Below are 23,638 nucleotides of genomic sequence, written 5' to 3'. Positions count from 1 at the left end.
AGGGGTCGTTGCCGGGAAAATCAATCCGGCCAGTAGACCGTTCCCTACGGAAACGGCAAGTCCACATCACCATTTTGGGTCCGCGTCAGGTCCGTGGGATGTAGGCACGAAATCTTGCCGGGCCAATGGCGCCTTTTGGCACAGTAGCAAGTGTAGCGCGTTTTAGGCTTAAGGGGAAACCCGATCCTGCCGGGAAATCGCGCATCTTCAATCATTTAAGGCGCAATTTCGCGGAAAAGGCCGGACGAACGTCCAGGATACGGGGGCGTTCCGAATTCCCGATCCGGGACCGTTCGTCCTTGTGGAACGAGGCGGCCCTATGTTAGCCAACCGCCGCGAAATTCAGCCCCAATCGGGTAAGGAGAGACTTTCATGACCAACGGTAACGGCACCCCTCCCGAGGCGGCCCAGGCTCCCCAGCTCAACGTGCTGGCGCAATATACCAAGGACCTCTCGTTCGAAAATCCCAACGCGCCGGGCTCGCTCCAGCAGCAGAGCCAGCCGCCGCAGATCAACATCCAGATCAACGTCAACGCCAACAATCTCAGCGAACAGGAGTTCGAGGTGACGTTGTCGGTCGAGGGCAAGGCCGAGACCGCAGGCAAGGTGATGTTCTCGTTCGAGCTCGCCTATGCCGGCGTGTTCCGGATCGTCAACGTGCCCAAGGAGAACCTGCATCCGCTGGTCATGATCGAATGCCCGCGCCTGTTGTTCCCGTTTGCCCGCGAGATCATCGCGACCGCGGTGCGCGACGGCGGGTTCCCGCCCCTGATGCTGGATCCGGTCGACTTCGTCGGTCTCTATCGCCAGAACATGGAGCGGCAAATGGCCGCTCAAGGTCAAGCCGGTCAGGCCTGACCGACCGCCACGGCGGCTGGAGCGGGCAGGTACTCGTTCCAGATCGCCTTGTCGCCGAGTGTCGCGATGAAGGCCCGATGGGCCTCTCGTTCGGCCTCCGAAATCCGCGGCGCCAGCGGCACCAGGCGCTGCCGCCGCGGCGCATCGCCGCCCGCATTGACGCGGATCTCCTGGGTATCCGAAGCCAGCAACAGCTGCGACTGTCGCGCCCCGACCAGATCGACATAGACTTCGGCCAGCAGCTCTGCGTCCAGCAATGCGCCGTGCTTGGTGCGGCGTGAATTGTCGATCGCATAGCGCGAGCAGAGATCGTCGAGCCGGTTGGACACGCCGGGATGCTTGCGGCGCGCCAGCAGCAGCGTGTCCACCAGCCGCTCGCGCGGGATCGCGGCGCGCTTGATGCGGTCAAGCTCGGCATTGATGAAGCCGATGTCGAACGAGGCGTTGTGGATCACCAGCGGGGCGTCGCCGATGAACTCCAGAAACTCGTCGGCGACCTCGTGGAACAATGGTTTCGTCGCCAGGAATTCGGAAGACAATCCGTGCACCGCGAACGCTTCCGCCGGCATGTCCCGTTCAGGGTTGATGTAGACGTGAAAGGTCTGCCCCGTCGGCATGCGGTTGAGGATCTCGACGCAGCCGATTTCGACGAGTCGGTCGCCGCGGAGCGGATCGAGGCCGGTCGTTTCGGTGTCGAGGACGATTTCGCGCATGTCTTGGTCGCCGTGTGAGGCGGCGAATCAGGCTCGCCGCTGCGGCATCTTAACGACCTCGGCCAGAATGTGCGCGATTTGCGCCCGCACCGGCTCAAGTCCGTGTGACGTATCCACCACGAAATCGGCGCGCCGGCGCTTTTCGGCATCCGGCGTCTGCTTGGCGATGATGGCGTCGAGCTTGGCTTCGTCCATGGTGCCGCGCGCCAGCACCCGCTGGCGCTGGAGCTCCGGCGACGTCGAGACCACGACCACGGCGTCCACCCGTTTGTCGCCGCCGGTCTCGAACAGCAACGGGATGTCCAGCACCACGACCGGCGCCTTGGCGGCCTCGGCGTCGGCGAAGAATCTCTGCCGGGAGGCGCCCAGCATCGGATGAACGATCTGCTCGAGCTGCTTGATCGCGGCAGGATCGTGCACGACGCGCGCCGACAGTTTTGTGCGGTCGACCTTGCCGTTGACGGTGGTGCCGGGGAAGGCAGCCTCGATCGCGGGAGCCGCTTCGCCTTCATAGAGCTGATGCACGGCGGCATCCGCATCGTAGACGGGCACACCGGCCTCCGCGAATAGTTTCGCGGTGGTGGATTTGCCCATCCCGATCGAGCCGGTCAGTCCGAGGATCCGCATCAAGCCATAGCCATGTCTGTCAGTCACACTGCAACTAGCCGCTCGCGGCGCAGGAACGCAAGCAGCGGCAGCAATGGCAGGCCGAGAATGGTGAAATGATCGCCCTCGATCCGCTCGAACAGATGGATGCCAAGGCCTTCGAGCTGATAGGCGCCGACGCTGGTCGTGACGGCATCGCCAGCGGCGGCGAGATAGGCCGAAAGCTCGGCCTCGGTCGTCTCTCTCATCGTCATGCGGGCGACCGACACGTCCTCGAAGACAATCTTGCCGTCACGCGCAACGGCCACGGCCGAATTCAGCTCGTGGCTCTTGCCGGCGAGATCGCGCAACTGCGCCAGCGCCTGTGCGCGGCCTGCGGGCTTGTTGAAGAGACGCATCCCGAGAGCCAATGTCTGGTCGGCGCCGATCACGTAGCTTCCTGGATGACTCGCCGAAACCGCCCTGGCCTTTTCTCGCGCCAGCAACAGGGCGATCTCGCGCGGGTTTGAGAGTCGCGATGCGGCCTGAATGCCGCGCTCGTCGATATCGGCCGTCACGGCCTCGAATTCGAGCCCGGCATTGGCCAGCAGCATTTTGCGCGCGCTGCTTTGTGAGGCCAGGATCAACGGAGATGTGCCGCGCCACAGAGCCATGGCGGAAACTATTCCGAGGGCCGGTTGCGCTGGCGATCACTATAGAGCTTCATGATCGCCGCCGCGGTTTCCTCGATCGAGCGGCGCGTGACGTCGAGCAGCGGCCAGTCGTGCTTGGCGCTGAGCTTGCGAGCGAACGCGACTTCCTCGGTGACCGATTGCTTGTCGGTATAGGTGTCGCTGCCGCTGCCGGATTCAGCGCCCATGGAGAGCAGGCGATTCTGCCGGATCTGGATCAGGCGTTCCGGCGTCGCGTGCAGGCTGACGACCAGCGGGCGCGTCAGCGTCTCCAGTTGCGAGGGCACCGGAATGCCTGGAACCAGCGGCACGTTGGCGGTGCGGATGCCGCGATTGGCGAGATAGATCGAGGTCGGCGTCTTCGACGTCCGGGATACGCCGACCAGGACCACGTCGGCTTCGTCGAGACCTTCGACGTGCTGACCATCGTCATGAATCATCGTGTAGTTCAACGCGTCGATGCGCTTGAAATATTCCGCGTTGAGAACGTGCTGGGCCCCGACACGTCCGGTGGTTGCAGCGCCGAGATAGGCTTCGAACAGCTGCATCACCGGGCCGATGATCGACAGGCTTGGAACGTTGATCTGCTTGCACTTGTCCTCGAGCCTCGCGACGAGATCCTTTTCGAGCAGCGTGAACAGCACGATTCCCGGCGCTTCCTCGATCTCATCGAGCACACGGTCGAGCTGCTTCTGGCTGCGCACCAGCGGATAGACGTGCTCGACGGGCGTCACGTTGGCGTATTGGGCCGCGACCGCGCGCGCCACGGTGATGAGCGTCTCACCCGTGGAGTCCGAGACCAGATGCAGATGGAAATAATTGTTCGAGGTCGGCACAGAAACTCTTTGTATGAGGGCGGGGCGGTTTGTGGATTTCTGTGGAGCTTAACCCCTTGGAAAGGGATGTGCGACACCAGGGGCGGGACAACGGCCAATTTTCTTCACACCAGTGCCCGTCAGGACAAGTCCGGCACCCTCCGACGAGGCGAGCGGGATTGCGCGGATAACCCTCTTGATAAGCTGCCGACGGGGAACCGCAAGCTCTTGAGTCCGGGCGGCTTATCCGAATGGCTCAAGGCCGCGCAGGATATGTTGATGGATGTGAACAAGCGCGTGCGAAGCGGCGGACGGAATTGTGTGAGTCCAATCCACGGTCACTAAGACTCAAACCTTAAGATTCTAAAATTTTTAGGTTTAGAAGAGCCGAGCACGCGGATATGTGTGTGCACCCAAATCTATGAATGAATTCTTACCGAGCTCGTTCCATCCACTGTCCGGTGAGACAGGGCGCGTTCGAACGACATGGATCCCGTTAGCGTCCAGAAAACGCGTCAGGCAAGACACGGAAGGCTGCCGGAATGTACGAGTGGATCAAGGCGCTGCACGTGATCGCGGTCATCTCCTGGATGGCCGGCATGCTCTATCTGCCGCGGCTGTTCGTTTATCATTGCGAGGCGGAGATCGGTTCGAAGCAGTCGGAAACGTTCAAGGTCATGGAACGCCGGTTGCTCAAGGCGATCATCAACCCGGCCATGATCGTGACCTGGCTGGCCGGTCTCTATCTCGCGTGGTCCGGTCATTGGTTCGCATCGCCCTGGTTGCACGTAAAACTGGCATTGGTCCTGGCGATGTCCGCGGTCCACGGCTTTTTTTCCCGTTGGCTGAAGGATTTCGCCGCCGACCGGCGCCCGCGGAGCCAGAAATTCTATCGAATAATCAATGAGGTGCCGACCGTTCTGATGATCTTCATCGTCATCATGGTGATCGTGAAGCCGTTCTAGGCATCGCGCCGACGATTCGCTCAGCGCTTCGGCTTGCGGAGCTGGAAGCGATTTTCTATATTGTCGACATCCCACCCAACGCAGGCGGATGTGGTTGTGTCCGGGCTTTCCAGAAGCCGGATACCGCATCAGGTTTGAAGCCTCCCGGCGCTCACCTTGCCAGTCCTGCGGACCTTACCTTCTCGCGTCCGCATTTCAGAGCCTCCTCGCACCCCCCTCTTCTTAAGGCTACCCCACAGGACCACCCCAATGCGGGAAATTAAACTCCAGGACCTCAAGTCGAAAACCCCGGCCGAGCTCGTCTCGTTCGCGGAAGAGAACGGGGTCGAGAACGCAAGCACCATGCGCAAGCAGGAGCTGCTGTTCGCCATCCTCAAGCAGCTCTCGCTCGCCGAGACCGACATCGTCGGCGAAGGCGTCGTCGAGGTGCTCTCCGACGGCTTCGGCTTCCTCCGCTCGCCCGATGCAAATTATCTGCCGGGCCCCGACGACATCTACGTGTCGCCCTCGCAGATCCGCCGTTTCGGCCTGCGCACCGGCGATACCATCGAAGGCCATATCCGCAGTCCGAAAGAGGGCGAGCGCTATTTCGCGCTGCTGAAGGTCAATACGCTCAATTTCGAGGACCCGGAAAAGTCCAAGCACAAGGTCAATTTCGACAACCTCACGCCGCTGTTTCCGAATCAGCGCTTCCGCATGGAAATCGACGATCCCACGCGAAAGGACCTGTCTGCACGCGTGATCGACATCGTCGCGCCGATCGGCAAGGGCCAGCGCGCCTTGATCGTGGCGCCGCCGCGCACCGGTAAGACCGTGCTGATGCAGAACATCGCACATTCGATCACGCACAATCATCCCGAATGCTATCTAATCGTGCTGCTGATCGACGAGCGTCCGGAAGAAGTCACGGACATGCAGCGCTCGGTGAAGGGCGAGGTCGTATCCTCCACCTTCGACGAGCCGGCGGTGCGTCACGTCCAGGTCGCCGAGATGGTGATCGAGAAGGCCAAGCGCCTGGTCGAGCATGGCCGCGACGTCGTGATTCTGCTCGATTCGATCACCCGCCTTGGCCGCGCCTACAACACCGTGGTGCCGTCATCCGGCAAGGTGCTGACCGGCGGTGTCGACGCCAACGCGCTCCAGCGCCCGAAGCGGTTCTTCGGCGCCGCCCGCAACATCGAGGAGGGCGGCTCGCTGACCATCATCGCGACCGCCCTGGTCGATACCGGCAGCCGCATGGACGAAGTCATCTTCGAAGAGTTCAAGGGCACCGGTAACTCGGAACTGATCCTGGACCGCAAGGTGTCGGACAAGCGCACCTTCCCGGCGATCGACATCTCGCGCTCGGGAACCCGCAAGGAAGAGCTCATCACCGATCCGCAGGTGCTCAAGAAGATGTACGTGCTCCGCCGTATCCTCAATCCGATGGGCACGATGGACGCGATCGACTTCCTGCTCGACAAGCTCCGCTCGACCAAGAGCAACTCGGAGTTCTTCGACTCCATGAACACCTGAGTGCGGTGCAGCAGGGGATTGGAGGGCGCCTTCGGGCGCCCTTTTGTTGCGACTTTGCTGCAGAGTAATTGCAGCATGGAGGGTTGTTTCCCGTCCGGATCGCGGCGGTCATTAATCTATTGATATCGCAAAGAAAAGCTGGAATTGACTTGACTTGGGTTCTCTCGGTTGGGCACTTTTGCAGCAAAATGCTGCAATAATACTGCGTTGCAGCATAGGTATGGCGACATAGTTTAATGCAACAAATCCTCCGGTTGGCCGGCGGAAATCGGAAGTTTGCCTTTTCGCCGGGAGGCGGACAAATAGGCCATGCATCCGAGAGACCAGACCATTTTTGCGCTGTCATCCGGCCGGGCGCCCAGCGCGATCGCGGTGGTGCGCGTGTCGGGCTCGCAGGCCGGCTTGGTGCTGACAAAGCTCGCGGGCGGGCTGCCGGCGCCGCGACAGGCAAGCCGCCGGTTGCTTCGTGACGGCGCGGGCCAGCCGATCGACGATGCGGTGGTGCTCTGGTTTCCGGGACCGGCCAGCGCGACCGGCGAGGATGTCGCCGAGTTTCACGTCCATGGCGGACGCGCGGTGCTTGCGGCGCTCCTTGTGGATATTTCGATTATTCCGAATACGCGCGCGGCGGAGCCGGGCGAGTTCACGCGGCGCGCGTTCGAGAACGGAAAACTCGACCTCACCGAGGCCGAGGGTCTCGACGATCTCATCCATGCCGACACCGACCGGCAACGGCGCCAAGCGCTGCGCCAGTTGCAGGGCCTGCTCGGCGATCGCGCGCGCGACTGGCGCGAGCGCATCATCGAGGCGTCCGCGCTGATCGAGGCGGGCATCGATTTCTCCGACGAAGGCGACGTGCCGGCCGAATTGATGGCGCCGGCAGTCAGGGCAATCCAGGCCCTGTATGACGAAATCTCGAAAGTCCTTGCGGCACAGGGACAAGCTGAACGTCTGCGCGACGGGCTGGTGGTGGCGATCGCGGGCGAGCCGAATGTCGGCAAGTCGACCTTGATCAACCAGCTCGCGCGGCGCGATGTCGCGATCGTCTCGCCTCATGCCGGCACCACGCGCGACGTGATCGAGGTGCAGCTCGATCTCGACGGCTACCCCGTCACTGTCATCGACACCGCCGGCATTCGCGAGACCGATGATCCCGTGGAGCAGGAGGGCGTGCGTCGGGCGCGTGCGCGAGCCGGGGATGCCGACCTGGTCCTGTGGTTGGTGGAGGGCGCGCAGGCTGTCGACCCGGAAGCCATGTGCTCGCTTCGGAGTTCCGGCGACGGTGCTGTTTCGCCGGGCGGCTTGGTCTGGATCGTCCGCAACAAGATCGATCTCGGTGGGCGCGAGGGTCCCGTGCCGCCGGGCGAGTTCCCGATCTCCGCGAGCCGGGGCGACGGCATTCCGGAACTGGTCGAGGCCCTCGTAATGTTCGCCGCCAACTTCTTCGGGACGACGGAAGGCGCCTTGGTGACCCGGGCACGGCAGCGCGATTTGCTGCGTCAGGCGTCGGGCAGCTTGCGCCGGAGTCTGGAGCTTGTAGAAGAGGGCGAAGAGCTGGCGGCCGAAGAGCTGCGTGCTGCGGCCTATTCTCTAGGCCGGCTGTTGGGTCGGGTGGATGTCGAGGACGTCCTCGGGGCTATCTTTCAGAAGTTCTGCATTGGAAAGTAGGGCTAGTTCTTCATTGTAGAACTAGGATTTATTCCATTCCTTGTGTTTCACGTGAAACAGTGGCGGGGAATTCCTACGGCCCGTTTCACGTGAAACACCGGCGATCGTTAGCCTCTAATACACTAGCTCATTGCACGACCTGGAGGCTCACTTATTAGGGGTGGACGCTAGGGCCGCTGGCCGCGATTCCGTCATTGGGAGGAGCCCTTGCGACGAAGCAACCAACCGTCCGTACGCGGCATGCTCTGGATAGCTTTCGCCGCGCGCGCATAAGGTGTGAGGTGCTGATCTCCTTTCTCAATGAATCGCCCAGGACGCATCCGCGCAATCTACCCCGGCCCATGGTTCGTTTTGGCGTCGAGAAACGACAGCATCTTCAACGCTCGTTCTACTGTGCATGGGGTTGTTTCGCGAAAACCAGCATCGGCCGACGGCACCTGTTTCACGTGAAACACGGTCGGCCCTGAGTTTCCACTTCCGGCTTTTTCCGCTCTGGGATAGAAGTCCGGCCATGCGAACAGAGCGAGCAAGCTTCGACGTCATCGTGATCGGCGGCGGCCACGCCGGCTGTGAGGCCGCGGCTGCTGCTGCGCGGATGGGTGCCGCGACTGCTCTGGTGACGCACCGTTTCGCGACTGTGGGCGCGATGTCCTGTAATCCGGCCATCGGTGGTCTCGGCAAGGGTCACATGGTCCGCGAAATCGATGCTCTCGATGGTCTGATGGGTCGCGTAGGCGACGCCGGTGGCATCCAGTTTCGTGTTCTCAATCGGCGGAAGGGGCCGGCCGTCCGTGGTCCGCGAGCCCAGGCGGACCGGAAGCTCTATGCGGCCGCTATGCAGGCCGCGATCCGGGAGACCGAGGGCCTTTCCGTCATTGAAGGCGAGGCCGACGAGCTGATCATGGCCGAAGGGCGGGTCACAGGTCTTCGCCTGGCTGATGGCCGGGAGCTGCGGGCAGGGGCGGTTGTGGTCACCACCGGCACATTCCTCCGCGGTCTGATCCATCTCGGTGAGAAGAGCTGGCCCGCCGGCCGGGTCGGCGAAGCTCCTGCGATGGGCCTTTCAAGCTCGTTCGAGCGAGCCGGCTTCACCCTCGGACGCCTCAAGACCGGCACGCCGCCCCGTCTGGACGGCACCACGATCGACTGGTCCGCCGTCGAGATGCAGCCCGGGGACGAGCCGCCGGAGCCGTTCTCGGTCCTGACCGAGCGGATCACGACCCCGCAGATCCAGTGCGGGATCACCCGGACCACGGCCGCGACCCATGAGGTGATCCGGGCGAACGTCCATCGCTCTCCGATGTACTCCGGTCAGATCAAGAGCTCCGGCCCGCGCTATTGCCCCTCGATCGAGGACAAGATCGTCCGCTTCGGCGACCGCGACGGCCATCAGATCTTCCTGGAGCCGGAAGGGCTGGACGATACGACCGTCTATCCCAACGGCATCTCCACCTCGCTGCCGGAGGAGGTCCAGCTTGCGATCCTCGCCAGCATTCCGGGCCTGGAGCGGGTGAAGATGGTGCGGCCGGGCTATGCCATCGAATACGACCACATCGATCCCCGCGAGCTCGATCCGACCCTGCAGACCAAGCGTCTGCGCGGGCTATTCCTGGCCGGGCAGATCAACGGCACCACCGGATATGAAGAGGCCGCCGGGCAGGGCATCGTGGCCGGGTTGAATGCGGCGTTGTCCGCCAGTGGGGCCGCGCTGACGGTGTTCGATCGGGCGGATGGCTATCTCGGCGTCATGATCGATGACCTCGTCACCCGCGGCATCAGCGAGCCCTATCGGATGTTCACCTCCAGGGCCGAATATCGTTTGACGCTGCGGGCCGACAATGCGGACCAGCGCCTGACCGAGAAGGGCATCGCCTTGGGATGTGTCGGCAGTGCCCGTATCAGGCATCATCGCGCCAAGATGGATGCTCTGAACGCAGCCCGGACGCTGTCGAAGTCCCTGACCATCACCCCGAACGAGGCGATCAAGCACGGCCTGTCACTGAACCGGGATGGCCAGCGCCGGTCGGCCTTCGAGCTGATGGCGTATCCGGAGATCGGCTGGAGCCAGGTCCGCGCGATCTGGCCGGAGCTGGCGGCGATCGATCCTGTTATCGCCACCCATCTCGAGATCGATGCGAAATACGATGTCTATCTGGAGCGCCAGAGCGCCGACGTCGAAGCGTTCAGGCGCGACGAGGGGATGGTGCTCTCGGACGTCGATTACCAGCAGGTCCCGGGTCTCTCCAACGAGGTCCGGGCCAAGCTGGAGAAGGCCCGGCCCTTCACCGTCGGCCAGGCTGGCCGGATCGATGGGATGACACCGGCCGCCCTCGGCATCCTCGCGGCCTATCTGCGCCGTGAAGCCCGGAAAACTTCCAAGGCAATTGCATAGGCGTTTCACGTGAAACAGCGCGGACCGGGCGGGGACAGGCCGCTATCGCGACGAGCCGGAGCAGGCGCCGCCGTGCGCCCATCCGACACGACACCGGGTCGACCGAAGATCGACAAGGCCAACGCCAACGATCAGTCGCTGGACGCGATCATTGCAGCCGACAAGATCGCGGCGTTCAAGCTTGCTCCCGTTTCACGTGAAACCGAGGCCCGGCTCGATCGCTACATCGCGCTACTGCGCGAGTGGCAGGCCAAGACCAATCTGGTCGCGCCTTCGACCTTGCCGCATCTCTGGACGCGGCACATCGCCGATTCGCTTCAGCTGATCGATCTCGCGCCGACCGCAAGACGTTGGGCCGACCTCGGCAGCGGCGGCGGCTTCCCCGGTGTCGTCCTGGCCTGCGCCATGGCGGGGACGCCGGGCGCGAGCGTCCACCTCGTCGAGCGAATCGCCAAGAAGGCGGCTTTCCTGCGCGAAGCGATTCGCGTCACCGCATCTCCGGGAGTCGTACATCTCGCTGAGATCGGGGATAATGTGGATAGAATCACCGGCCCCGTCGATTGCGTCACCGCACGCGCACTGGCTCCGCTACATCAACTCATCGGCTTTGCGGAGCCGCTGATGCGCCAGGGCGCAAAGGCGCTGTTTCCGAAGGGTCAAGATGTAGAGGCTGAATTGACCGAAGCCGCTAAATATTGGAATATTCAACCTCAGCTCCATCGAAGCCGCACGGGTGACGGCTGGATCGTGGAGCTGACGTCCGTCGAGCGACGCGGGTGAGGCGTTCAGGGGGAGTGGGGAATTGCGATGAGCGTGATTGACGAACCGCAGCAAGAACAGCCGGCCCAAGAGACCAACGAGGTCCCGCATGGCCACCCGCGCATCCTGGCGCTGGCGAACCAGAAGGGCGGTGTGGGGAAGACAACCACAGCGATCAATCTCGGCACGGCGCTCGCGGCGATCGGCGAGCGCGTCCTGATCGTCGATCTCGATCCGCAGGGCAACGCCTCGACCGGCCTCGGCATCGATCGCCGCAACCGTTCCTGCTCGACCTACGACGTGCTGGTCGGCGAAGCCGCATTGCGCGAGGCGGTGGTCTCGACCGCGGTGCCGCGGCTGCACATCGCGCCCTCGACCATGGACCTCTCCGGCCTCGAGCTCGAGCTCGGCACCACGCCCGGCCGCGCCTTCAAGCTGCGCGATGCCATCGGCGCGCTCAACAACAACGTCTCGCCGGACGCCGACTACACCTATGTGCTGATCGACTGCCCGCCCTCGCTCAACCTGCTCACGGTGAACGCGATGGCGGCCTCCGACGCGATCCTGGTGCCGCTGCAATGCGAGTTCTTCGCGCTCGAGGGTCTGTCGCAATTGCTGCAGACGGTGGAGCAGGTGCGTTCGACGCTCAATCCGAACCTGTCGATCCACGGCATCGTGCTGACCATGTTCGACTCGCGCAACAACCTCTCGAACCAGGTCGTCGCCGACGTCCGCCAGTTCATGGGCGAGAAGGTCTACAAGACGATGATCCCGCGCAATGTGCGCATCTCCGAAGCGCCGTCCTACGGCAAGCCGGTGCTGGTCTACGATCTCAAATGCGTCGGCAGCGAAGCCTATTTGCGGCTCGCCACCGAAGTGATCCAGCGCGAGCGCGAGCTGCGCACGACGCATTGAGGCTGCGTAGGGTGGGTTAGCCGAAGGCGTAACCCACCACTGTCTATCTCCGTGGAAACAGAGGAGGTGGGTTACGCTTCGCTAACCCACCCTACGATTCGAAATTCAGTTCTGGAGTGCTGCACCGTGAATCCAAGGGAGCTGGCGATGGCCGACGAAGCGCGTTCGCGACTGGGCCGAGGTCTTGCGAGTCTGATCGGTGACGTCGGCGGCGAGGCTCAGCATGTCGATCGTCCGCGCGCGCAGCGCAAGGTGCCGATCGAATTCATCAAGCCCAACCCGCGCAACCCGCGCCGTACCTTTTCGGAGACCGAGCTCAAGGAGCTCTCCGACTCCATCAGGCAGCACGGCGTGATCCAGCCGATCGTGGTGCGTCCGGTGAAGGGCGCGCAGGATCGCTACGAGATCATCGCGGGCGAGCGGCGCTGGCGCGCCTCGCAGCTCGCCGGCCTGCATGACGTGCCGATCGTTCCGGTCGACATCAGCGACAGCGACGCGCTGGAGTTCGCGATCATCGAGAACGTGCAGCGTGAAGACCTCAACCCGATGGAAGAGGCGCAGGGCTATCACGCGCTCGCCAACGAGTTCAAACGCAGTCAGGACGACATCGCGAAGGTCGTCGGCAAGAGCCGCAGCCACGTCGCCAACATGATGCGGCTGACGAAGCTGCCGGCCGAGGTGCAGGCCTACATCGCGACCGGCGAATTGACGGCGGGCCACGCCCGCGCGCTGATCGGCGTGCCGGATCCGCTCGCCGCCGCCAAGCGCATCGTCGAGGAGGGGCTCAACGTGCGCCAGGCCGAGGCGCTGGCACATGAAGAGGGCGTGCCCGAGCGCAAGCCGCAGAAGGCGCGCGCCGGCGCGAAGGAAAAGGACCCCGATACGATCGACCTCGAAAAGCGCGTCAGCGACGCGCTGGGTCTCAAGGTCACCGTCAATCATCGCGATCCCGGCGGCTCCGTGCAGATCAACTACCGCAACCTCGATCAGCTCGACGAGGTGATGAAGCGGCTCGCCAAGGGCGCGCTGTAACTCCGCTGTCCCGTGCCGCGGGCACTGATCTCCACCCGTCATCCTGAAGTGGCCGCTTCTTCAGCGGCCCTCGAAGGGCGACGGCCCGGCTGTAGCAGCGCGGCCTTTCATCCTTCGAGGCTCCTGGCACGATGCGCAGCATCGTGCCACTCGCGTCTCAGGACGACGGATTTGGCCCCTTGCTTTGTTGCGTTCGCAGTGACGCGGAGAGAGCTCAGCCCCGCCGCTTCGCGTTCGCGGCGATTGACATCAGTGTGCGCTGGGCTATCGCCGCGGCGAGGGTGGACTGCTTGCGGGTGTCGAGCGCCGCGGTTGCGAGCTGCTCGATGATGGCCGCAAGCCGCGCCGGGCTGAAATTGCGCAGCGCGGTTTCGACCGCGGGCTTTCGCGAGAAATGCAGGCGTGGAAAACCGCCGTCGAGCACGGCGGAGGCCGGCGTGCCGTCGGCGATCGCGAGCGCGGATTTGTGCAGCCACGCAGCCTGCCGCAGCGCAGCGGATATGATCACGCCGGGATAGGTGCCGGCGATCATGGCCTTGGCGAATTCGGTCTCGACGATGTCGGGCCGTCCGGCAAAGGCGCCGTCGACGATCGGATCGAGCTTCAGCTCCGATGCATCGGCGACCACGGCCATGACGTCGTCCAGCGTGACCTCGCCCTTGCCGTGAGCATAGAGCGTCAGCTTGCGCAGCTCGTTGCGCGAGGCCTGGCGGTCGCCGCCGAGAAATGACATCAGCGCCGCGCGGGCGTCCTGCGCGATGCGCAAATTCGCGATACGGAGCTCGTCCTCCATCAGCCTGGCCAGATCGCGCTCAGTGTCGGGATAGCAGCCGATCGCCACGGCCGTCTTGGCGCGCTCGCAAGTCTTGCGCAGCGGCGCTTCCGGGCGAAGCTCGCCGGCCTCGATCACGATGCGGCAATCCTTCACGTTCATCTCGGCCAGCGTCTCGATGCCGCTGGCAAAGCTGCGCGAGCCGGCGCGAACGCGGATGGCGCGGCGGCCGCCGAACAGCGGCACCGTCATGGCTTCGTCGACGAGGCGCGAGGGCGCGGCGGAGAGCTCGTCGCCGTCGAGCTTGACCAGCGAGAACGGATCGTTGGGATCGTCGACGGCTGACGCGATCAGCGCATCGGCGCGCTCGCGCACGAGGCCGGCATCGGGACCGTAGAGCAGGATGATCGGACGGCCCGCATCAGGGCGGGCGAGGAAAGCGTCGATCTCTTTTCCGCGCAGCGCGACCATGGTCCAGATTGTCATTCCGGGGCGCGCGTGGCGCGAACTACGGTGCGCAATTGCGCACCAGAGAATCCAGAGGTTCAAGATCGAGATTCCGGGTTCGCCCTTTGGGCGCCCCGGAATGGCGGGGCGAATTACGTCCCCGCGGTGAAGAACGAGGCGAGCCGGGTGGAGATGTTATCGGCGATCTCGTTGGCGGCGCGATCCTCGGCATCGCGCACGGCGCGGGTGCGCGAGAAGCGCTGATAGGACCCCGGCATGTCATAGGACACGCGTGAGAACGTCGAGCCGGTCATGACAGACTTGCCGGTCGCGACGTCGATCAGATTGTACTGGGCGTCGATGCCGAGATTTTCGCTGGTCGGCAGGCCGGTCGTGGCGCTGACGATCAGCGAGGAGCGGCTGGTGGTGAAGCGGATATCCAGCCGGTGCGTCGGCGGCATGCCCGTCGCCGTGCCGTAAAGCTTGAAGGCCAGTGCGTTACGGATTTCGACGCCAACGCGGGCCTCGCGCGAAGCATTGGGCTTGCTGATCGGGGGTAGCTCGACGCCCATCAGCCTTTCGCGCAGACCGGGGGTGCCGTCGGTGCGCTCGGCATACATCGGCTGGAAGCAGCCTGCCGTCAGCGCCGCCAATGCAGCGACTGCCAGCAAGCGGGCTGCGATACGGATCCTAGCCGACAACATTCACGATCCTCTTGGGAACGATGATCACCTTGCGGACGGGCTTGCCGTCCAGGGCCAGCTTTACCGCATCGAGGGCCAAAACGGCAGCCTCGATTTCCGGATTCTGGGCCGCTGTTGCAACTGTGACCTCACCCCGCTTCTTGCCGTTGACCTGGACCACCAGGGTCACGCTGTCTTCGACCAGCAAATCGCGTTCGATTTGGGGCCAATCGGCTTCCGAAACCAGCCCCTTCTGGCCCAGAACCCGCCAGCACTCCTCGGCCAAATGCGGCATCATCGGAGAGAACAACTGCACCAGGATCTGGCTGGCCTCCCGGATCGCCCAGGCCAGATCCGGCGCCAGGTCGGCTGCGGGCTGTCCCGGGCGCTGCAGCACCTCCGAGAACGTATTGGTGAATTCGCGGATATGGGCGAGGCAGACGTTGAAGTGCAGCCGTTCGATGCCGGTTGTGACCTTGTCCAGCGCGCCGTGCGCGGCCTTGCGCAAGGTGGTCGCGTCCGGGCCGAAGCTGGCCGGCCGGGCCGTCGGCGCGCCGTTGCCGAGTTCGACGGAATCGTTCACCAGCCGCCACAGCCGCTGCACGAAGCGCGAGGCGCCCTGGACGCGCTCGTCGCTCCAGATCACGTCGCGGTCGGGCGGGGAGTCCGAGAGCATGAACCAGCGGGCCACATCGGCGCCGTAGGTCTCGATGATGTCGTCGGGATCGACCGTGTTCTTCTTCGACTTCGACATCTTCTCGATCGGGCCGATCTGGATGTCCTCGCCGGTGGCGAGCAACGTTGCGCGGCGCCCGTTGCCGCCGACCTCGATCTTCACCTCGGCCGGCTGCACATAGGTGCCGTCGGCCTTCTGGTAGGTCTCGTGCACCACCATGCCTTGCGTGAACATGCCGGCGAACGGCTCGTCCAGCGCGATGTGCCCGGTCGCCTTCATCGCGCGGGTGAAGAAGCGGCTGTAGAGCAGATGCAGGATCGCGTGCTCGACGCCGCCGATATACTGGTCGACCGGTAGCATCCGGTTGGCGACCGCAGGCGTCGTCGGCGCGTTCTCGTTCCAGGGATCGGTGAAGCGCGCAAAGTACCAGGACGAATCCACGAAGGTGTCCATGGTGTCGGTTTCGCGCTGGGACTTGCCTCCGCATTTGGGGCAGGTGACGTGCTTCCAGGTCGGATGATGATCCAGCGCGTTGCCCGGTCTGTCGAAGGTCGCGTCGTCCGGCAGTACCACCGGCAGGTCGGCGTCCGGCACCGGCACCACATCGCACTTCGGGCAATGGATGACTGGAATCGGGCAGCCCCAATAGCGCTGGCGCGAAATGCCCCAGTCGCGCAGTCGGAAATTCACCTGACGCTCGCCGATCGGCGCGTTGCCGCGCAGCTCCGTCTCGAGACGCTTCGCCACCTCTTCCTTGGCCTGCTCGATGGTCATGCCGTCGAGGAAGCGCGAATTGATCATGCGGCCGTCACCGTCATAAGCGGTGTCGGTGATCACGAAGGTCTTGGGATCCTGGCCTTCCGGGCACACGACGGGCGTGTTGCCGAGATTGTACTTGTTGACGAAGTCGAGGTCGCGCTGGTCGTGCGCCGGGCAGCCGAAGATGGCGCCGGTGCCGTATTCCATCAGCACGAAGTTCGCGACATAGACCGGCAGCTTCCAGGACGGATCGAACGGATGCACCGCGCGGATGCCGGTGTCGAAGCCCTGCTTCTCCGCGGTGTCGATGATCTCCTGCGCGGTACCGATCTTCTTGATCTCCGCGATGAACTCCGCGAGCCTAGGGTTCTTCGCAGCTGCTGCCTGCGCCAGCGGATGATCTGCCGAGATCGCCATGAATTTCGCGCCGAACAGCGTGTCGGGGCGCGTCGTGAAGATCTTCAGCTCGCTCTCGCCGGCCGGCGTCGTCGCCGGGTCCAGAGCGAAGCGGACCAGCAGGCCCTCCGAACGGCCGATCCAGTTGCGCTGCATCAGCCGCACCTTGTCGGGCCAGCGGTCCAGCCCGTCCAGCGCGCTCAAGAGTTCCTGCGAGTACTTCGTGATCTTGAAGACCCACTGGTTCATCTCGCGCTGCTCGACGACCGCGCCCGAACGCCAGCCGCGGCCGTCGATGACCTGCTCGTTGGCGAGCACGGTCATGTCGACGGGATCCCAGTTCACCTTGCGCTTCTCGCGCTCGGCGAGACCTTCGCGCAGGAAGTCCAGAAACATCTTCTGCTGGTGCTTGTAATAGCTGGGATCGCAGGTTGCGATCTCGCGGCTCCAGTCCAGCGACAGCCCGATCGAGCGGAGCTGTTTCTTCATCGCGGCGATGTTGTCGTAGGTCCAGGCCTTCGGGGCGACCTTGCGCTCGATCGCGGCGTTCTCGGCCGGCAGGCCGAAGGCATCCCAGCCCATCGGATGCAGCACGTTGAAGCCCTTGGCGCGCATGAAGCGGGCCAGCACGTCACCCAGTGTGTAATTCCGGACATGGCCGATATGGATGCGCCCGGAAGGGTAGGGGAACATCTCGAGCACGTAATATTTCGGCCGCGGATCGTCGTTCCTGGAGACGAAGATCGCCTGCTCGTCCCAGAGGCGTTGCCAGCGCGGTTCGGCGTCGCGGGCGTTATAGCGTTCGGAGGTCATGGAATCGTTGGGTTTTCGTGGGTTCGGCCGTCTCAAGACGGCGGACTAGGCCATAGAAGACCTCAGGGGGTCAATGGGTTGCCGCGTTCTGGAACTTCGACCGCGCCTCCGCATAACTACGAGGGCCCGCGTTGGGGCGTGATTAAGGGGTCGATGCCAATTTGCGGCCCAACAAGGCCGCATGACCGCAATGGATTCCAGCTTCGACGATCCCGATTACGACTATGCCGCGTCCATCGCCGGACGGGCGATGCGGAGCATGGCCGAACAGCGCATTGCGCCGACTCCGGCCAATTTCGCGGTCTGGTTCCAGTATTTCGCAGGCAGCCATGACGATCTGCGCAACGCGGTCGATCTCCTGATCGACCACAATCGTCCCTTCGATGCCAGAACCAATCAGGACCTGTTCGAGACCTACGTCGCGCCCCAGGCGAGTGCCGCCGCGGTCGACACTTCCGAGCGGCTGCAGGCGCTCATGGGGGCCGCGAAGGAATTTCTGGCGACCGCGATCGCCGACAATCATTCGCAGATGCAGGTCATCAGCCAGGTGGCCGACCAGGGCAGGGCCGGCGTCGATCCAAAGCTGCTGGTCGCCCAGCTCATGAACGAGCTGGCGCGGGCCGCCACAAGGGCGACGCGGCTGGAGGCAGGCTTTGCGGAAAAGACCCGCGAGCTCGACGTGATCCGCGATTCGCTGTCGAGGTCCGAGCAGCGCGCCCGGACCGACATGTTGACGGGGCTGGCGAACCGGCGGGCCCTCGACGAATTCCTGCGCAAGGCGCAGACGACTGCCGAATGGGGCGAGCCGCTCAGCGTGCTGATGCTCGATATCGACTACTTCAAGGCCTTCAACGACAATTTCGGCCATGGCGTCGGCGACCAGGTGCTGCGCCTGATGGCGAAGGTGCTGCGCGAAAAAGTCCGCGAGCAGGATCTGCCGGCCCGCTATGGCGGCGAGGAGCTGATCGCGGTGCTGCCGGACGCCGATCTTGGCGCATGTGCCGAGCTCGCCGAAGGCATCAGGCGCGCGATTGCCGAATGTACGATCACGCGCCGCTCGACCGGCGAGATCCTGCCGAACATCAGCGTGTCGATCGGCGTGGCGCAGTACCGGACCGGCGAGGCGATCACCGATCTGATCGAGCGTTGCGACCGCGCGCTCTATCTCGCCAAGAGCGGCGGCCGCAATCGCGTCGTGACGGAGGTCGACCTCGAGCGGGCCGGGGGCGCGGGCTAGGCGCTGGCCACCATCATCATATCAGCCGCGCCGGTCTCGATCGCCTGCACGCCGTGCTCGACGACATTGTTGCGGCCGCGGTGCTTGGCGGCATAGAGCGCGGCGTCGGCGGCTTCGATCAGGTCGCCGGGACGCAACGACTCGTTCGGCTTTGTCGCGGCAACCCCGATCGAGACCGTGACGATCATGTGGTTCGAGGTGATGTGCGGCAGGCAGAGTCTCAGCACGGCCGCCCGCACCTGTTCGCCGATTTCGGCGGCGCGCATCACGTCGGTATTCGGCAGCAAGAGGCAGAATTCCTCGCCGCCATAGCGTGCCGCAAAGCCCATCGTGTCGGCGGCGATGCCGGACAGCGACTCGCCGAGCCGGGTCAGGCAGGAATCGCCTTCGAGATGGCCGTAAGTGTCGTTGAACAGCTTGAAATGGTCGACGTCGATCATCAGGAGCGCGAGGTCGCTGCCGTATTGCTGCGCGCGCATCCATTCGAAATCGAGCCGGCTCTGGAAACCGCGGCGGTTGGCGAGCCCCGACAGCATGTCGATCGAGGCCATCACCGTCAGCCGGTCGTTGCTCGCTACCAGCTCGCGCTCGCGCTGGCTCAGCTGCGCAGCCATCGCGTTGAAGGCGCGGGCCAGCGGAACGAACTCGGCCGGCAGCCGATTGCGTGCCGCGCGGGCCGACAGGTCGCCCTCACCGAGACGCTTGGCCATGTCGACGAGCATCTCGATCGGCTTGATGACGAGTTTCTCGGCGGCAATCAGCGCGCCGAGCAGGACGAACACGACGACGAAAGCGAGCTGCAGATAGGCGGTGCGGATCTCGCGGTTGACCGCGGCTGACACCTTGTCTTCATCGATGCTGGTGATCAGGCGGGCATTGGTGCCGGCGATGCGGATATAGCTGACCGCGCGGCGGGAGCCGTCGGCGGCGAGGAACGACAGTGAACCCTCGTCCTGGTCGGACCGCAGCGCCTTGTCCGCGATCGCGGACATCAGCGGCATGTTGTCGAGGGGACGGCCGACCGTGCTGTGCTGATCGGCGGGCGCCGCCAGCACGGTGCCCGCGCTGTCGACCAGCACCGCGGTGATGCCGGCGCGGCCGCCCAGATTGCTCATGACCTTCGACATCCAGTCGAGATTGACGGTGGCGAGCACGACGGCGTCGGGCACCCCGCTGAAGGCCGAGACCGGATAAACCGCCATCACGGTCGGCGAGAGCACCGGCCGCGACAGGATGAAATCGCTGAGAACGAAGCGGCCGGTTTGCTGTGCCTGCTGGAAGTAGGGCCGGTCACTGAGATCGAGCCCGACATACATGTTGTTGGTGGCGCATTGGATGCGTCCGTCTTGGCCGGCGATCAGCAGCGTGCGGATCCAGGGAAGGCTCGACGGCAGGCTTGCGCGCAGCACGTCGCAGCTCTTGCTGATGCCGCCGGCGGAGGCGCGGATGAAGGCTTCCGATTTCAGGATGGTCTCGACCGACGAGATCACCTCGCGCTGCGCATCGGCACTGTGCCTTGCCACCGTGGTGAACTCGGCCGCAGCCTGCGCGATCTGTCGCGCACGCGTGTCTTCAAGCGAGCGGATGCGCTCGAGCATTAACGGCGCCACGAGAATGACCGCAAGCAACGCAAGCCGCGCCCGGATTCCCAGAACCTGCTTGAGTTTCGCGCGTTTGCGGTTGAGACTGACGCTTGCCATCTTCGTTACCCACCCCATGGGCCAAGGTAAAGCGAAGGGTTCAAAAACTGCTTCTTGAACTCGGTAAAATTGGACTTAACTCGGGCTACGACCCGGCCAAGAGACGTCATGACAGAAGCTATCGCCGCGCCGGTAACCGGCCATTCACCAAACGCGCTCGCTGCGGTCGAAGCCGAAATCGCCCGCGCCTGCACGGACGCGCGGCGCGACCGCGCCTCCGTGACGCTGATTGCGGTGTCCAAGACTTTCGCCGCCGATGCGATTATCCCGGTCATCGCCGCCGGACAGCGGGTATTCGGCGAGAATCGGGTGCAGGAGGCCAAAAGCAAGTGGCCGGCCTTAACGTCTGTTTACCCCGATATCGCGCTGCATCTGATCGGGCCGCTGCAATCCAACAAGGCGAAAGAGGCGGTCGCGCTGTTCGACGCGATCCATTCGGTCGATCGTCCGAGCATTTGCCAGGCATTAGCCAAGGAAATCGAATCCCAGAACAAGCACCCGCAGCTCTTCGTCCAGATCAATACCGGCGAGGAACCGCAGAAGGCCGGCGTCGCGCCCGGCGAGGCCGACGCCTTCCTCGCGAGCTGCCGCGACACCTATGGGCTCACGATCTCCGGACTGATGTGCATCCCGCCGGTCGACGAACCGCCGGCAGCGCATTTTGCCCTCACCGCCAAGATCGCCGCGCGCAACGGATTGAAGAACCTCTCGATGGGCATGAGCGCCGATTTCGCCACCGCCATCATGCTGGGCGCCACCCATGTGCGCGTGGGGTCTGCGATCTTCGGGCACAGGTAGTCGCCGTCAGCGAGGGCCGTGCCCCAACCGAGTTCTTGAGTTCGTCATTGCGAGCGTCGCGAAGCAATCCAGGATCTTTCCGCGGAGGTAGTCTGGATTGCTTCGTCGCAAGGGCTCCTCGCAATGACGGCGGAGCTGTCTACGCAAACCCCACCGACACTGTGCCCAGCACCCCAAAGTCCACCGCAAGATGATCGCCGGCCGCAATCGGCAGCGGCGGATGGCACGTGCCGGTGGTCACCACCTGCCCTGCCCGCAAGGTGATGCCGAGCCCGGAGAGCTCATTGGCAAGCCAGGCGAGCGCGGCCCGGGGGTCGCCCAGCACGTTCCTGCCATGGCCGACATAGCGCTCGCCACGCAGTGTGATTTGCGGCCGTTCCTCGATGAGATCCATCGCCCGCCAGTTCGCGATCGTCGGTGCACCCAGCACGAACAGATGGGCGCACGCGTTGTCAGCGATGAGCTGCGCCTCGCCCGCGCTGACGAAATCGGCAAAGCGCGAATCGGGAATCTCGATCGCGGGATGCAACGTCTCGACGGCGGCGAGCACCTCGTCGACGGTGTATGGCGCCGCGCGCGGCGGCAGATTGCGTCCCATCCGAAAGGCGAATTCCGGCTCGCCGACGCGCATCTCGTTGCCCTTCATCGGCGCAGCCCCGCCGTCAGCGATCACGGTGTCGCTCATGATGCGTCCGGCCATGGGGCCTGCGACATTGATGTGCTTCTGTCCGGCCTCGCTGGTAGCCGCGATCTTCCAGCCGAACAATTTGCCGCTCGATTGTCGTTCGAGCGCGGCCTGGATGGCGTAGCCCTCGGCGCGACTCTGTGGCTGCAACCGGACCTCCAGTGCGTCCAGCTTGGTGCCGTCGCGCCAGTGTTGAACCAGAACCTGCGAAGCGGCGGCGATCTGATCCTTGTCGAGCATGCACCCTCACCCGATGATGATTCGTGTTCGCGGGCCCAGGCGCCGCAGCAATTGCAGCATCGCAGACTTCGTCATGGAGACGCAGCCCGCGGTCGGGCCGAAATTGTCGCGGGCGAGGTGCAGGAACACCGCGCTGCCGCGGCCGGCGATGCGCGGTCTGGTGTTGTGGTCGATCTCGATGATGAAGTCATAGAGGTGGTCGGCCCGCTTGAGCCGGTCACCGCCCTGCCCCTCGCCCAGCCGGATGCCCTGATTGTAATGGCGGTCCCGTGGATCCTCGCACCAGGCGTCTGCGCCGGTGATCTTCCGGGCCGGCAAGAACGTCCGGGGGCGGCCGTGCCGGTCGCCCCGCCACCACAGCCGCCTGGGACGGAAGCTGCCCCTGGGGGTGCCGCCATCGCCCTCGCGCTTGTTGGCGAGAATGCCGCCCCGCCCCAGCGCAACCGGGATGGTCATCGCTCCGGCCGTCAGCCAACCCCTGCGCGGATTTCCGGCCGCAGCCTTAACGCGGATCGCGGAGAGCGGCCCGGCGCGTCGATTCCTGGCGTAACCAACTGAAGCTGCTTTGTTTTTCATGTGAACGTGCAATGTCGAATTCATTACAGGACATTCATCAAATCGCCCTGCTATTCTGGGTTAGAGTGCTTGCGGCTTGTGAATCGGTAACAGCCCACTACTTCAACACGAACAACAATAAAACGGCGACCCTAAACTTCCCTCGCGGCTGGATGCGGCATGGATGCGCGCCGAGCCGGACCCTAAAAGGATGACCTCCCATGCCCAATGCCCGCAAGATCCTGATCGTGGATGACGACACCGATCTGCGCGACACGTTGGTGGAGCAATTATCGCTACACGAAGAATTTGAAGCCTCCGCGGTCGACACCGGCGCCAAGGGCGCGAGCGCCGCCAAGGCCAACTCCCCCGATCTGGTCCTGATGGATGTCGGCCTGCCCGACACCGACGGCCGCGAGGTGGTCCGCTCCTTGCGCAAGGGCGGTTTCAAGGCCCCGATCATCATGCTGACCGGGCACGACACCGATTCCGACACGATCCTGGGGCTGGAATCCGGCGCCAACGACTATGTCGCAAAGCCCTTCCGCTTCGCCGTACTGCTGGCCCGCATCCGAGCCCAGCTCCGCCAGCACGAGGCCAGCGAGGACGCGGTGTTCTCGGTCGGCCCCTACTCCTTCCGTCCCGGCTCGAAGATGCTGACCGCGGCCAATGCACGCAAGGTCCGCCTCACCGAGAAGGAAACGGCGATTCTCCGTTTCCTCTACCGGGCCGGCCAGATGCCGGTATCGCGCGAGACCCTGCTCCAGGAGGTCTGGGGCTACAATTCCGGCGTCACCACCCACACGCTGGAAACCCACATCTATCGGCTTCGCCAGAAGATCGAGAAGGACGCCGCCAACCCCGAGATCCTGGTCACCGAAGCCGGTGGCTACAAACTGGTGCCGTGATACGTTCCGGAAACGCGCGATTCGTCGTAAATTGGCGCGTTCCTCGAGCCACGGACCGGA

General features: G+C 64.0%; 21 protein-coding genes. 11 read left to right on the top strand and 10 right to left on the bottom strand.

What is annotated here, in order from left to right:
- Positions 1 to 372: 372 nt before the first annotated feature.
- On the top strand, positions 373 to 858 hold the full coding sequence (gene secB, locus IVB23_RS20890; RefSeq protein WP_028181895.1) for a protein-export chaperone SecB: 486 nt from the start codon (positions 373 to 375) through the stop codon (positions 856 to 858).
- Here secB and dnaQ read toward each other — a convergent pair.
- The 4 genes from dnaQ to IVB23_RS20870 are packed head-to-tail and all read right to left on the bottom strand — an operon-like array spanning position 849 to position 3,684.
- On the bottom strand, positions 849 to 1,571 hold the full coding sequence (dnaQ, locus tag IVB23_RS20885; protein WP_197965020.1) for a DNA polymerase III subunit epsilon: 723 nt from the start codon (positions 1,569 to 1,571) through the stop codon (positions 849 to 851). The genes secB and dnaQ overlap by 10 nt on opposite strands.
- A gap of 27 nt (positions 1,572 to 1,598) precedes the next feature.
- Entirely contained in the window at positions 1,599 to 2,198 is a 600-nt protein-coding gene (gene coaE, locus IVB23_RS20880) for a dephospho-CoA kinase (RefSeq protein WP_061880044.1), read from the bottom strand.
- Between the two features lie 23 nt (positions 2,199 to 2,221).
- Entirely contained in the window at positions 2,222 to 2,830 is a 609-nt protein-coding gene (locus IVB23_RS20875) for a Maf family nucleotide pyrophosphatase (protein WP_197965021.1), read from the bottom strand.
- A gap of 8 nt (positions 2,831 to 2,838) precedes the next feature.
- Positions 2,839 to 3,684 (bottom strand): pyruvate, water dikinase regulatory protein, encoded by an 846-nt coding sequence (locus tag IVB23_RS20870; protein ID WP_061880046.1) that lies wholly within the window; start codon positions 3,682 to 3,684, stop codon positions 2,839 to 2,841.
- 521 nt (positions 3,685 to 4,205) lie between these two features.
- Between IVB23_RS20870 and hemJ the strand changes: the two genes are divergently transcribed.
- The 7 genes from hemJ (at position 4,206) to IVB23_RS20835 (ending at position 12,909) form a co-directional block, all read left to right on the top strand.
- Complete coding sequence (hemJ, locus tag IVB23_RS20865; RefSeq protein ID WP_028181379.1) at positions 4,206 to 4,628, top strand: protoporphyrinogen oxidase HemJ; 423 nt, start codon at positions 4,206 to 4,208, stop codon at positions 4,626 to 4,628.
- A gap of 249 nt (positions 4,629 to 4,877) precedes the next feature.
- Complete coding sequence (gene rho, locus IVB23_RS20860; RefSeq protein WP_061880048.1) at positions 4,878 to 6,143, top strand: transcription termination factor Rho; 1,266 nt, start codon at positions 4,878 to 4,880, stop codon at positions 6,141 to 6,143.
- Between the two features lie 309 nt (positions 6,144 to 6,452).
- On the top strand, positions 6,453 to 7,811 hold the full coding sequence (gene mnmE, locus IVB23_RS20855; RefSeq protein ID WP_247799851.1) for a tRNA uridine-5-carboxymethylaminomethyl(34) synthesis GTPase MnmE: 1,359 nt from the start codon (positions 6,453 to 6,455) through the stop codon (positions 7,809 to 7,811).
- A gap of 511 nt (positions 7,812 to 8,322) precedes the next feature.
- Positions 8,323 to 10,203, top strand: coding sequence for a tRNA uridine-5-carboxymethylaminomethyl(34) synthesis enzyme MnmG (gene mnmG, locus IVB23_RS20850; protein ID WP_247799850.1), 1,881 nt, complete (start codon positions 8,323 to 8,325; stop codon positions 10,201 to 10,203).
- Positions 10,204 to 10,341: 138 nt separating this feature from the next.
- Positions 10,342 to 10,983, top strand: a complete 642-nt coding sequence (gene rsmG / locus IVB23_RS20845) for a 16S rRNA (guanine(527)-N(7))-methyltransferase RsmG (protein WP_247804945.1) — start codon at positions 10,342 to 10,344, stop codon at positions 10,981 to 10,983.
- 27 nt (positions 10,984 to 11,010) lie between these two features.
- Positions 11,011 to 11,877 (top strand): ParA family protein, encoded by an 867-nt coding sequence (locus tag IVB23_RS20840; protein ID WP_061880052.1) that lies wholly within the window; start codon positions 11,011 to 11,013, stop codon positions 11,875 to 11,877.
- Positions 11,878 to 12,024: 147 nt separating this feature from the next.
- A complete protein-coding gene (locus IVB23_RS20835; RefSeq protein ID WP_028181373.1) occupies positions 12,025 to 12,909 on the top strand; it encodes a ParB/RepB/Spo0J family partition protein in 885 nt (294 codons plus the stop codon).
- 214 nt (positions 12,910 to 13,123) lie between these two features.
- On the opposite strand, the gene holA is transcribed toward IVB23_RS20835, so the two are convergent.
- From holA to leuS, 3 genes are all read right to left on the bottom strand, one after another.
- Positions 13,124 to 14,152, bottom strand: coding sequence for a DNA polymerase III subunit delta (holA, locus tag IVB23_RS20830; protein WP_247804944.1), 1,029 nt, complete (start codon positions 14,150 to 14,152; stop codon positions 13,124 to 13,126).
- A gap of 128 nt (positions 14,153 to 14,280) precedes the next feature.
- Positions 14,281 to 14,832: an LPS assembly lipoprotein LptE gene (lptE, locus tag IVB23_RS20825; protein WP_247799849.1), complete on the bottom strand. Its 552-nt coding sequence runs from the start codon at positions 14,830 to 14,832 to the stop codon at positions 14,281 to 14,283.
- The gene (gene leuS / locus IVB23_RS20820; protein ID WP_247799848.1) at positions 14,819 to 17,455 is read right to left on the bottom strand and encodes a leucine--tRNA ligase; all 2,637 of its coding nucleotides are present in this window, start codon (positions 17,453 to 17,455) and stop codon (positions 14,819 to 14,821) included. Before leuS ends, lptE begins: the two co-directional genes overlap by 14 nt.
- Positions 17,456 to 17,645: 190 nt before the next feature.
- On the opposite strand from leuS, the gene IVB23_RS20815 reads away from it, so the two are divergent.
- A complete protein-coding gene (locus tag IVB23_RS20815) occupies positions 17,646 to 18,692 on the top strand; it encodes a GGDEF domain-containing protein (protein WP_247804943.1) in 1,047 nt (348 codons plus the stop codon).
- Here the strand turns inward: IVB23_RS20815 and IVB23_RS20810 are convergent.
- Positions 18,689 to 20,392 (bottom strand): diguanylate cyclase, encoded by a 1,704-nt coding sequence (locus IVB23_RS20810; protein WP_061880056.1) that lies wholly within the window; start codon positions 20,390 to 20,392, stop codon positions 18,689 to 18,691. The genes IVB23_RS20815 and IVB23_RS20810 overlap by 4 nt on opposite strands.
- Before the next feature lie 108 nt (positions 20,393 to 20,500).
- Between IVB23_RS20810 and IVB23_RS20805 the strand changes: the two genes are divergently transcribed.
- Complete coding sequence (locus tag IVB23_RS20805; protein WP_239628668.1) at positions 20,501 to 21,190, top strand: YggS family pyridoxal phosphate-dependent enzyme; 690 nt, start codon at positions 20,501 to 20,503, stop codon at positions 21,188 to 21,190.
- Between the two features lie 139 nt (positions 21,191 to 21,329).
- Here the strand turns inward: IVB23_RS20805 and IVB23_RS20800 are convergent, their stop codons facing one another.
- Entirely contained in the window at positions 21,330 to 22,115 is a 786-nt protein-coding gene (locus IVB23_RS20800) for a fumarylacetoacetate hydrolase family protein (RefSeq protein ID WP_247799847.1), read from the bottom strand.
- 6 nt (positions 22,116 to 22,121) lie between these two features.
- Positions 22,122 to 22,691 carry a L,D-transpeptidase family protein gene (locus IVB23_RS20795; protein ID WP_247799846.1) on the bottom strand — a complete coding sequence of 190 codons (570 nt, stop codon included), beginning with the start codon at positions 22,689 to 22,691 and terminating at the stop codon, positions 22,122 to 22,124.
- A gap of 200 nt (positions 22,692 to 22,891) precedes the next feature.
- Between IVB23_RS20795 and IVB23_RS20790 the strand changes: the two genes are divergently transcribed.
- Complete coding sequence (locus IVB23_RS20790) at positions 22,892 to 23,578, top strand: response regulator transcription factor (RefSeq protein ID WP_024338712.1); 687 nt, start codon at positions 22,892 to 22,894, stop codon at positions 23,576 to 23,578.
- The last annotated feature ends 60 nt before the right edge of the window (positions 23,579 to 23,638 follow it).

Source organism: Bradyrhizobium sp. 191, assembly GCF_023100985.1.
GTDB lineage: Bacteria > Pseudomonadota > Alphaproteobacteria > Rhizobiales > Xanthobacteraceae > Bradyrhizobium > Bradyrhizobium diversitatis.
This window is presented reverse-complemented; position numbering and strand designations above follow the sequence as displayed.

Coding starts and splice junctions, on each gene's coding strand:
- IVB23_RS20800 (WP_247799847.1), bottom strand. CDS start 22,115: ATGCTCGACAAGGATCAGATCGCCGCCGCTTCGCAGGTTCTGGTTCAA.
- IVB23_RS20835 (WP_028181373.1), top strand. CDS start 12,025: ATGGCCGACGAAGCGCGTTCGCGACTGGGCCGAGGTCTTGCGAGTCTG.
- coaE (WP_061880044.1), bottom strand. CDS start 2,198: ATGCGGATCCTCGGACTGACCGGCTCGATCGGGATGGGCAAATCCACC.
- IVB23_RS20815 (WP_247804943.1), top strand. CDS start 17,646: ATGGATTCCAGCTTCGACGATCCCGATTACGACTATGCCGCGTCCATC.
- mnmE (WP_247799851.1), top strand. CDS start 6,453: ATGCATCCGAGAGACCAGACCATTTTTGCGCTGTCATCCGGCCGGGCG.
- leuS (WP_247799848.1), bottom strand. CDS start 17,455: ATGACCTCCGAACGCTATAACGCCCGCGACGCCGAACCGCGCTGGCAA.
- IVB23_RS20790 (WP_024338712.1), top strand. CDS start 22,892: ATGCCCAATGCCCGCAAGATCCTGATCGTGGATGACGACACCGATCTG.
- lptE (WP_247799849.1), bottom strand. CDS start 14,832: ATGTTGTCGGCTAGGATCCGTATCGCAGCCCGCTTGCTGGCAGTCGCT.
- dnaQ (WP_197965020.1), bottom strand. CDS start 1,571: ATGCGCGAAATCGTCCTCGACACCGAAACGACCGGCCTCGATCCGCTC.
- rho (WP_061880048.1), top strand. CDS start 4,878: ATGCGGGAAATTAAACTCCAGGACCTCAAGTCGAAAACCCCGGCCGAG.
- holA (WP_247804944.1), bottom strand. CDS start 14,152: ATGGTCGCGCTGCGCGGAAAAGAGATCGACGCTTTCCTCGCCCGCCCT.
- IVB23_RS20795 (WP_247799846.1), bottom strand. CDS start 22,691: ATGAAAAACAAAGCAGCTTCAGTTGGTTACGCCAGGAATCGACGCGCC.
- mnmG (WP_247799850.1), top strand. CDS start 8,323: ATGCGAACAGAGCGAGCAAGCTTCGACGTCATCGTGATCGGCGGCGGC.
- IVB23_RS20810 (WP_061880056.1), bottom strand. CDS start 20,392: ATGGCAAGCGTCAGTCTCAACCGCAAACGCGCGAAACTCAAGCAGGTT.
- secB (WP_028181895.1), top strand. CDS start 373: ATGACCAACGGTAACGGCACCCCTCCCGAGGCGGCCCAGGCTCCCCAG.
- IVB23_RS20875 (WP_197965021.1), bottom strand. CDS start 2,830: ATGGCTCTGTGGCGCGGCACATCTCCGTTGATCCTGGCCTCACAAAGC.
- IVB23_RS20805 (WP_239628668.1), top strand. CDS start 20,501: ATGACAGAAGCTATCGCCGCGCCGGTAACCGGCCATTCACCAAACGCG.
- IVB23_RS20840 (WP_061880052.1), top strand. CDS start 11,011: ATGAGCGTGATTGACGAACCGCAGCAAGAACAGCCGGCCCAAGAGACC.
- hemJ (WP_028181379.1), top strand. CDS start 4,206: ATGTACGAGTGGATCAAGGCGCTGCACGTGATCGCGGTCATCTCCTGG.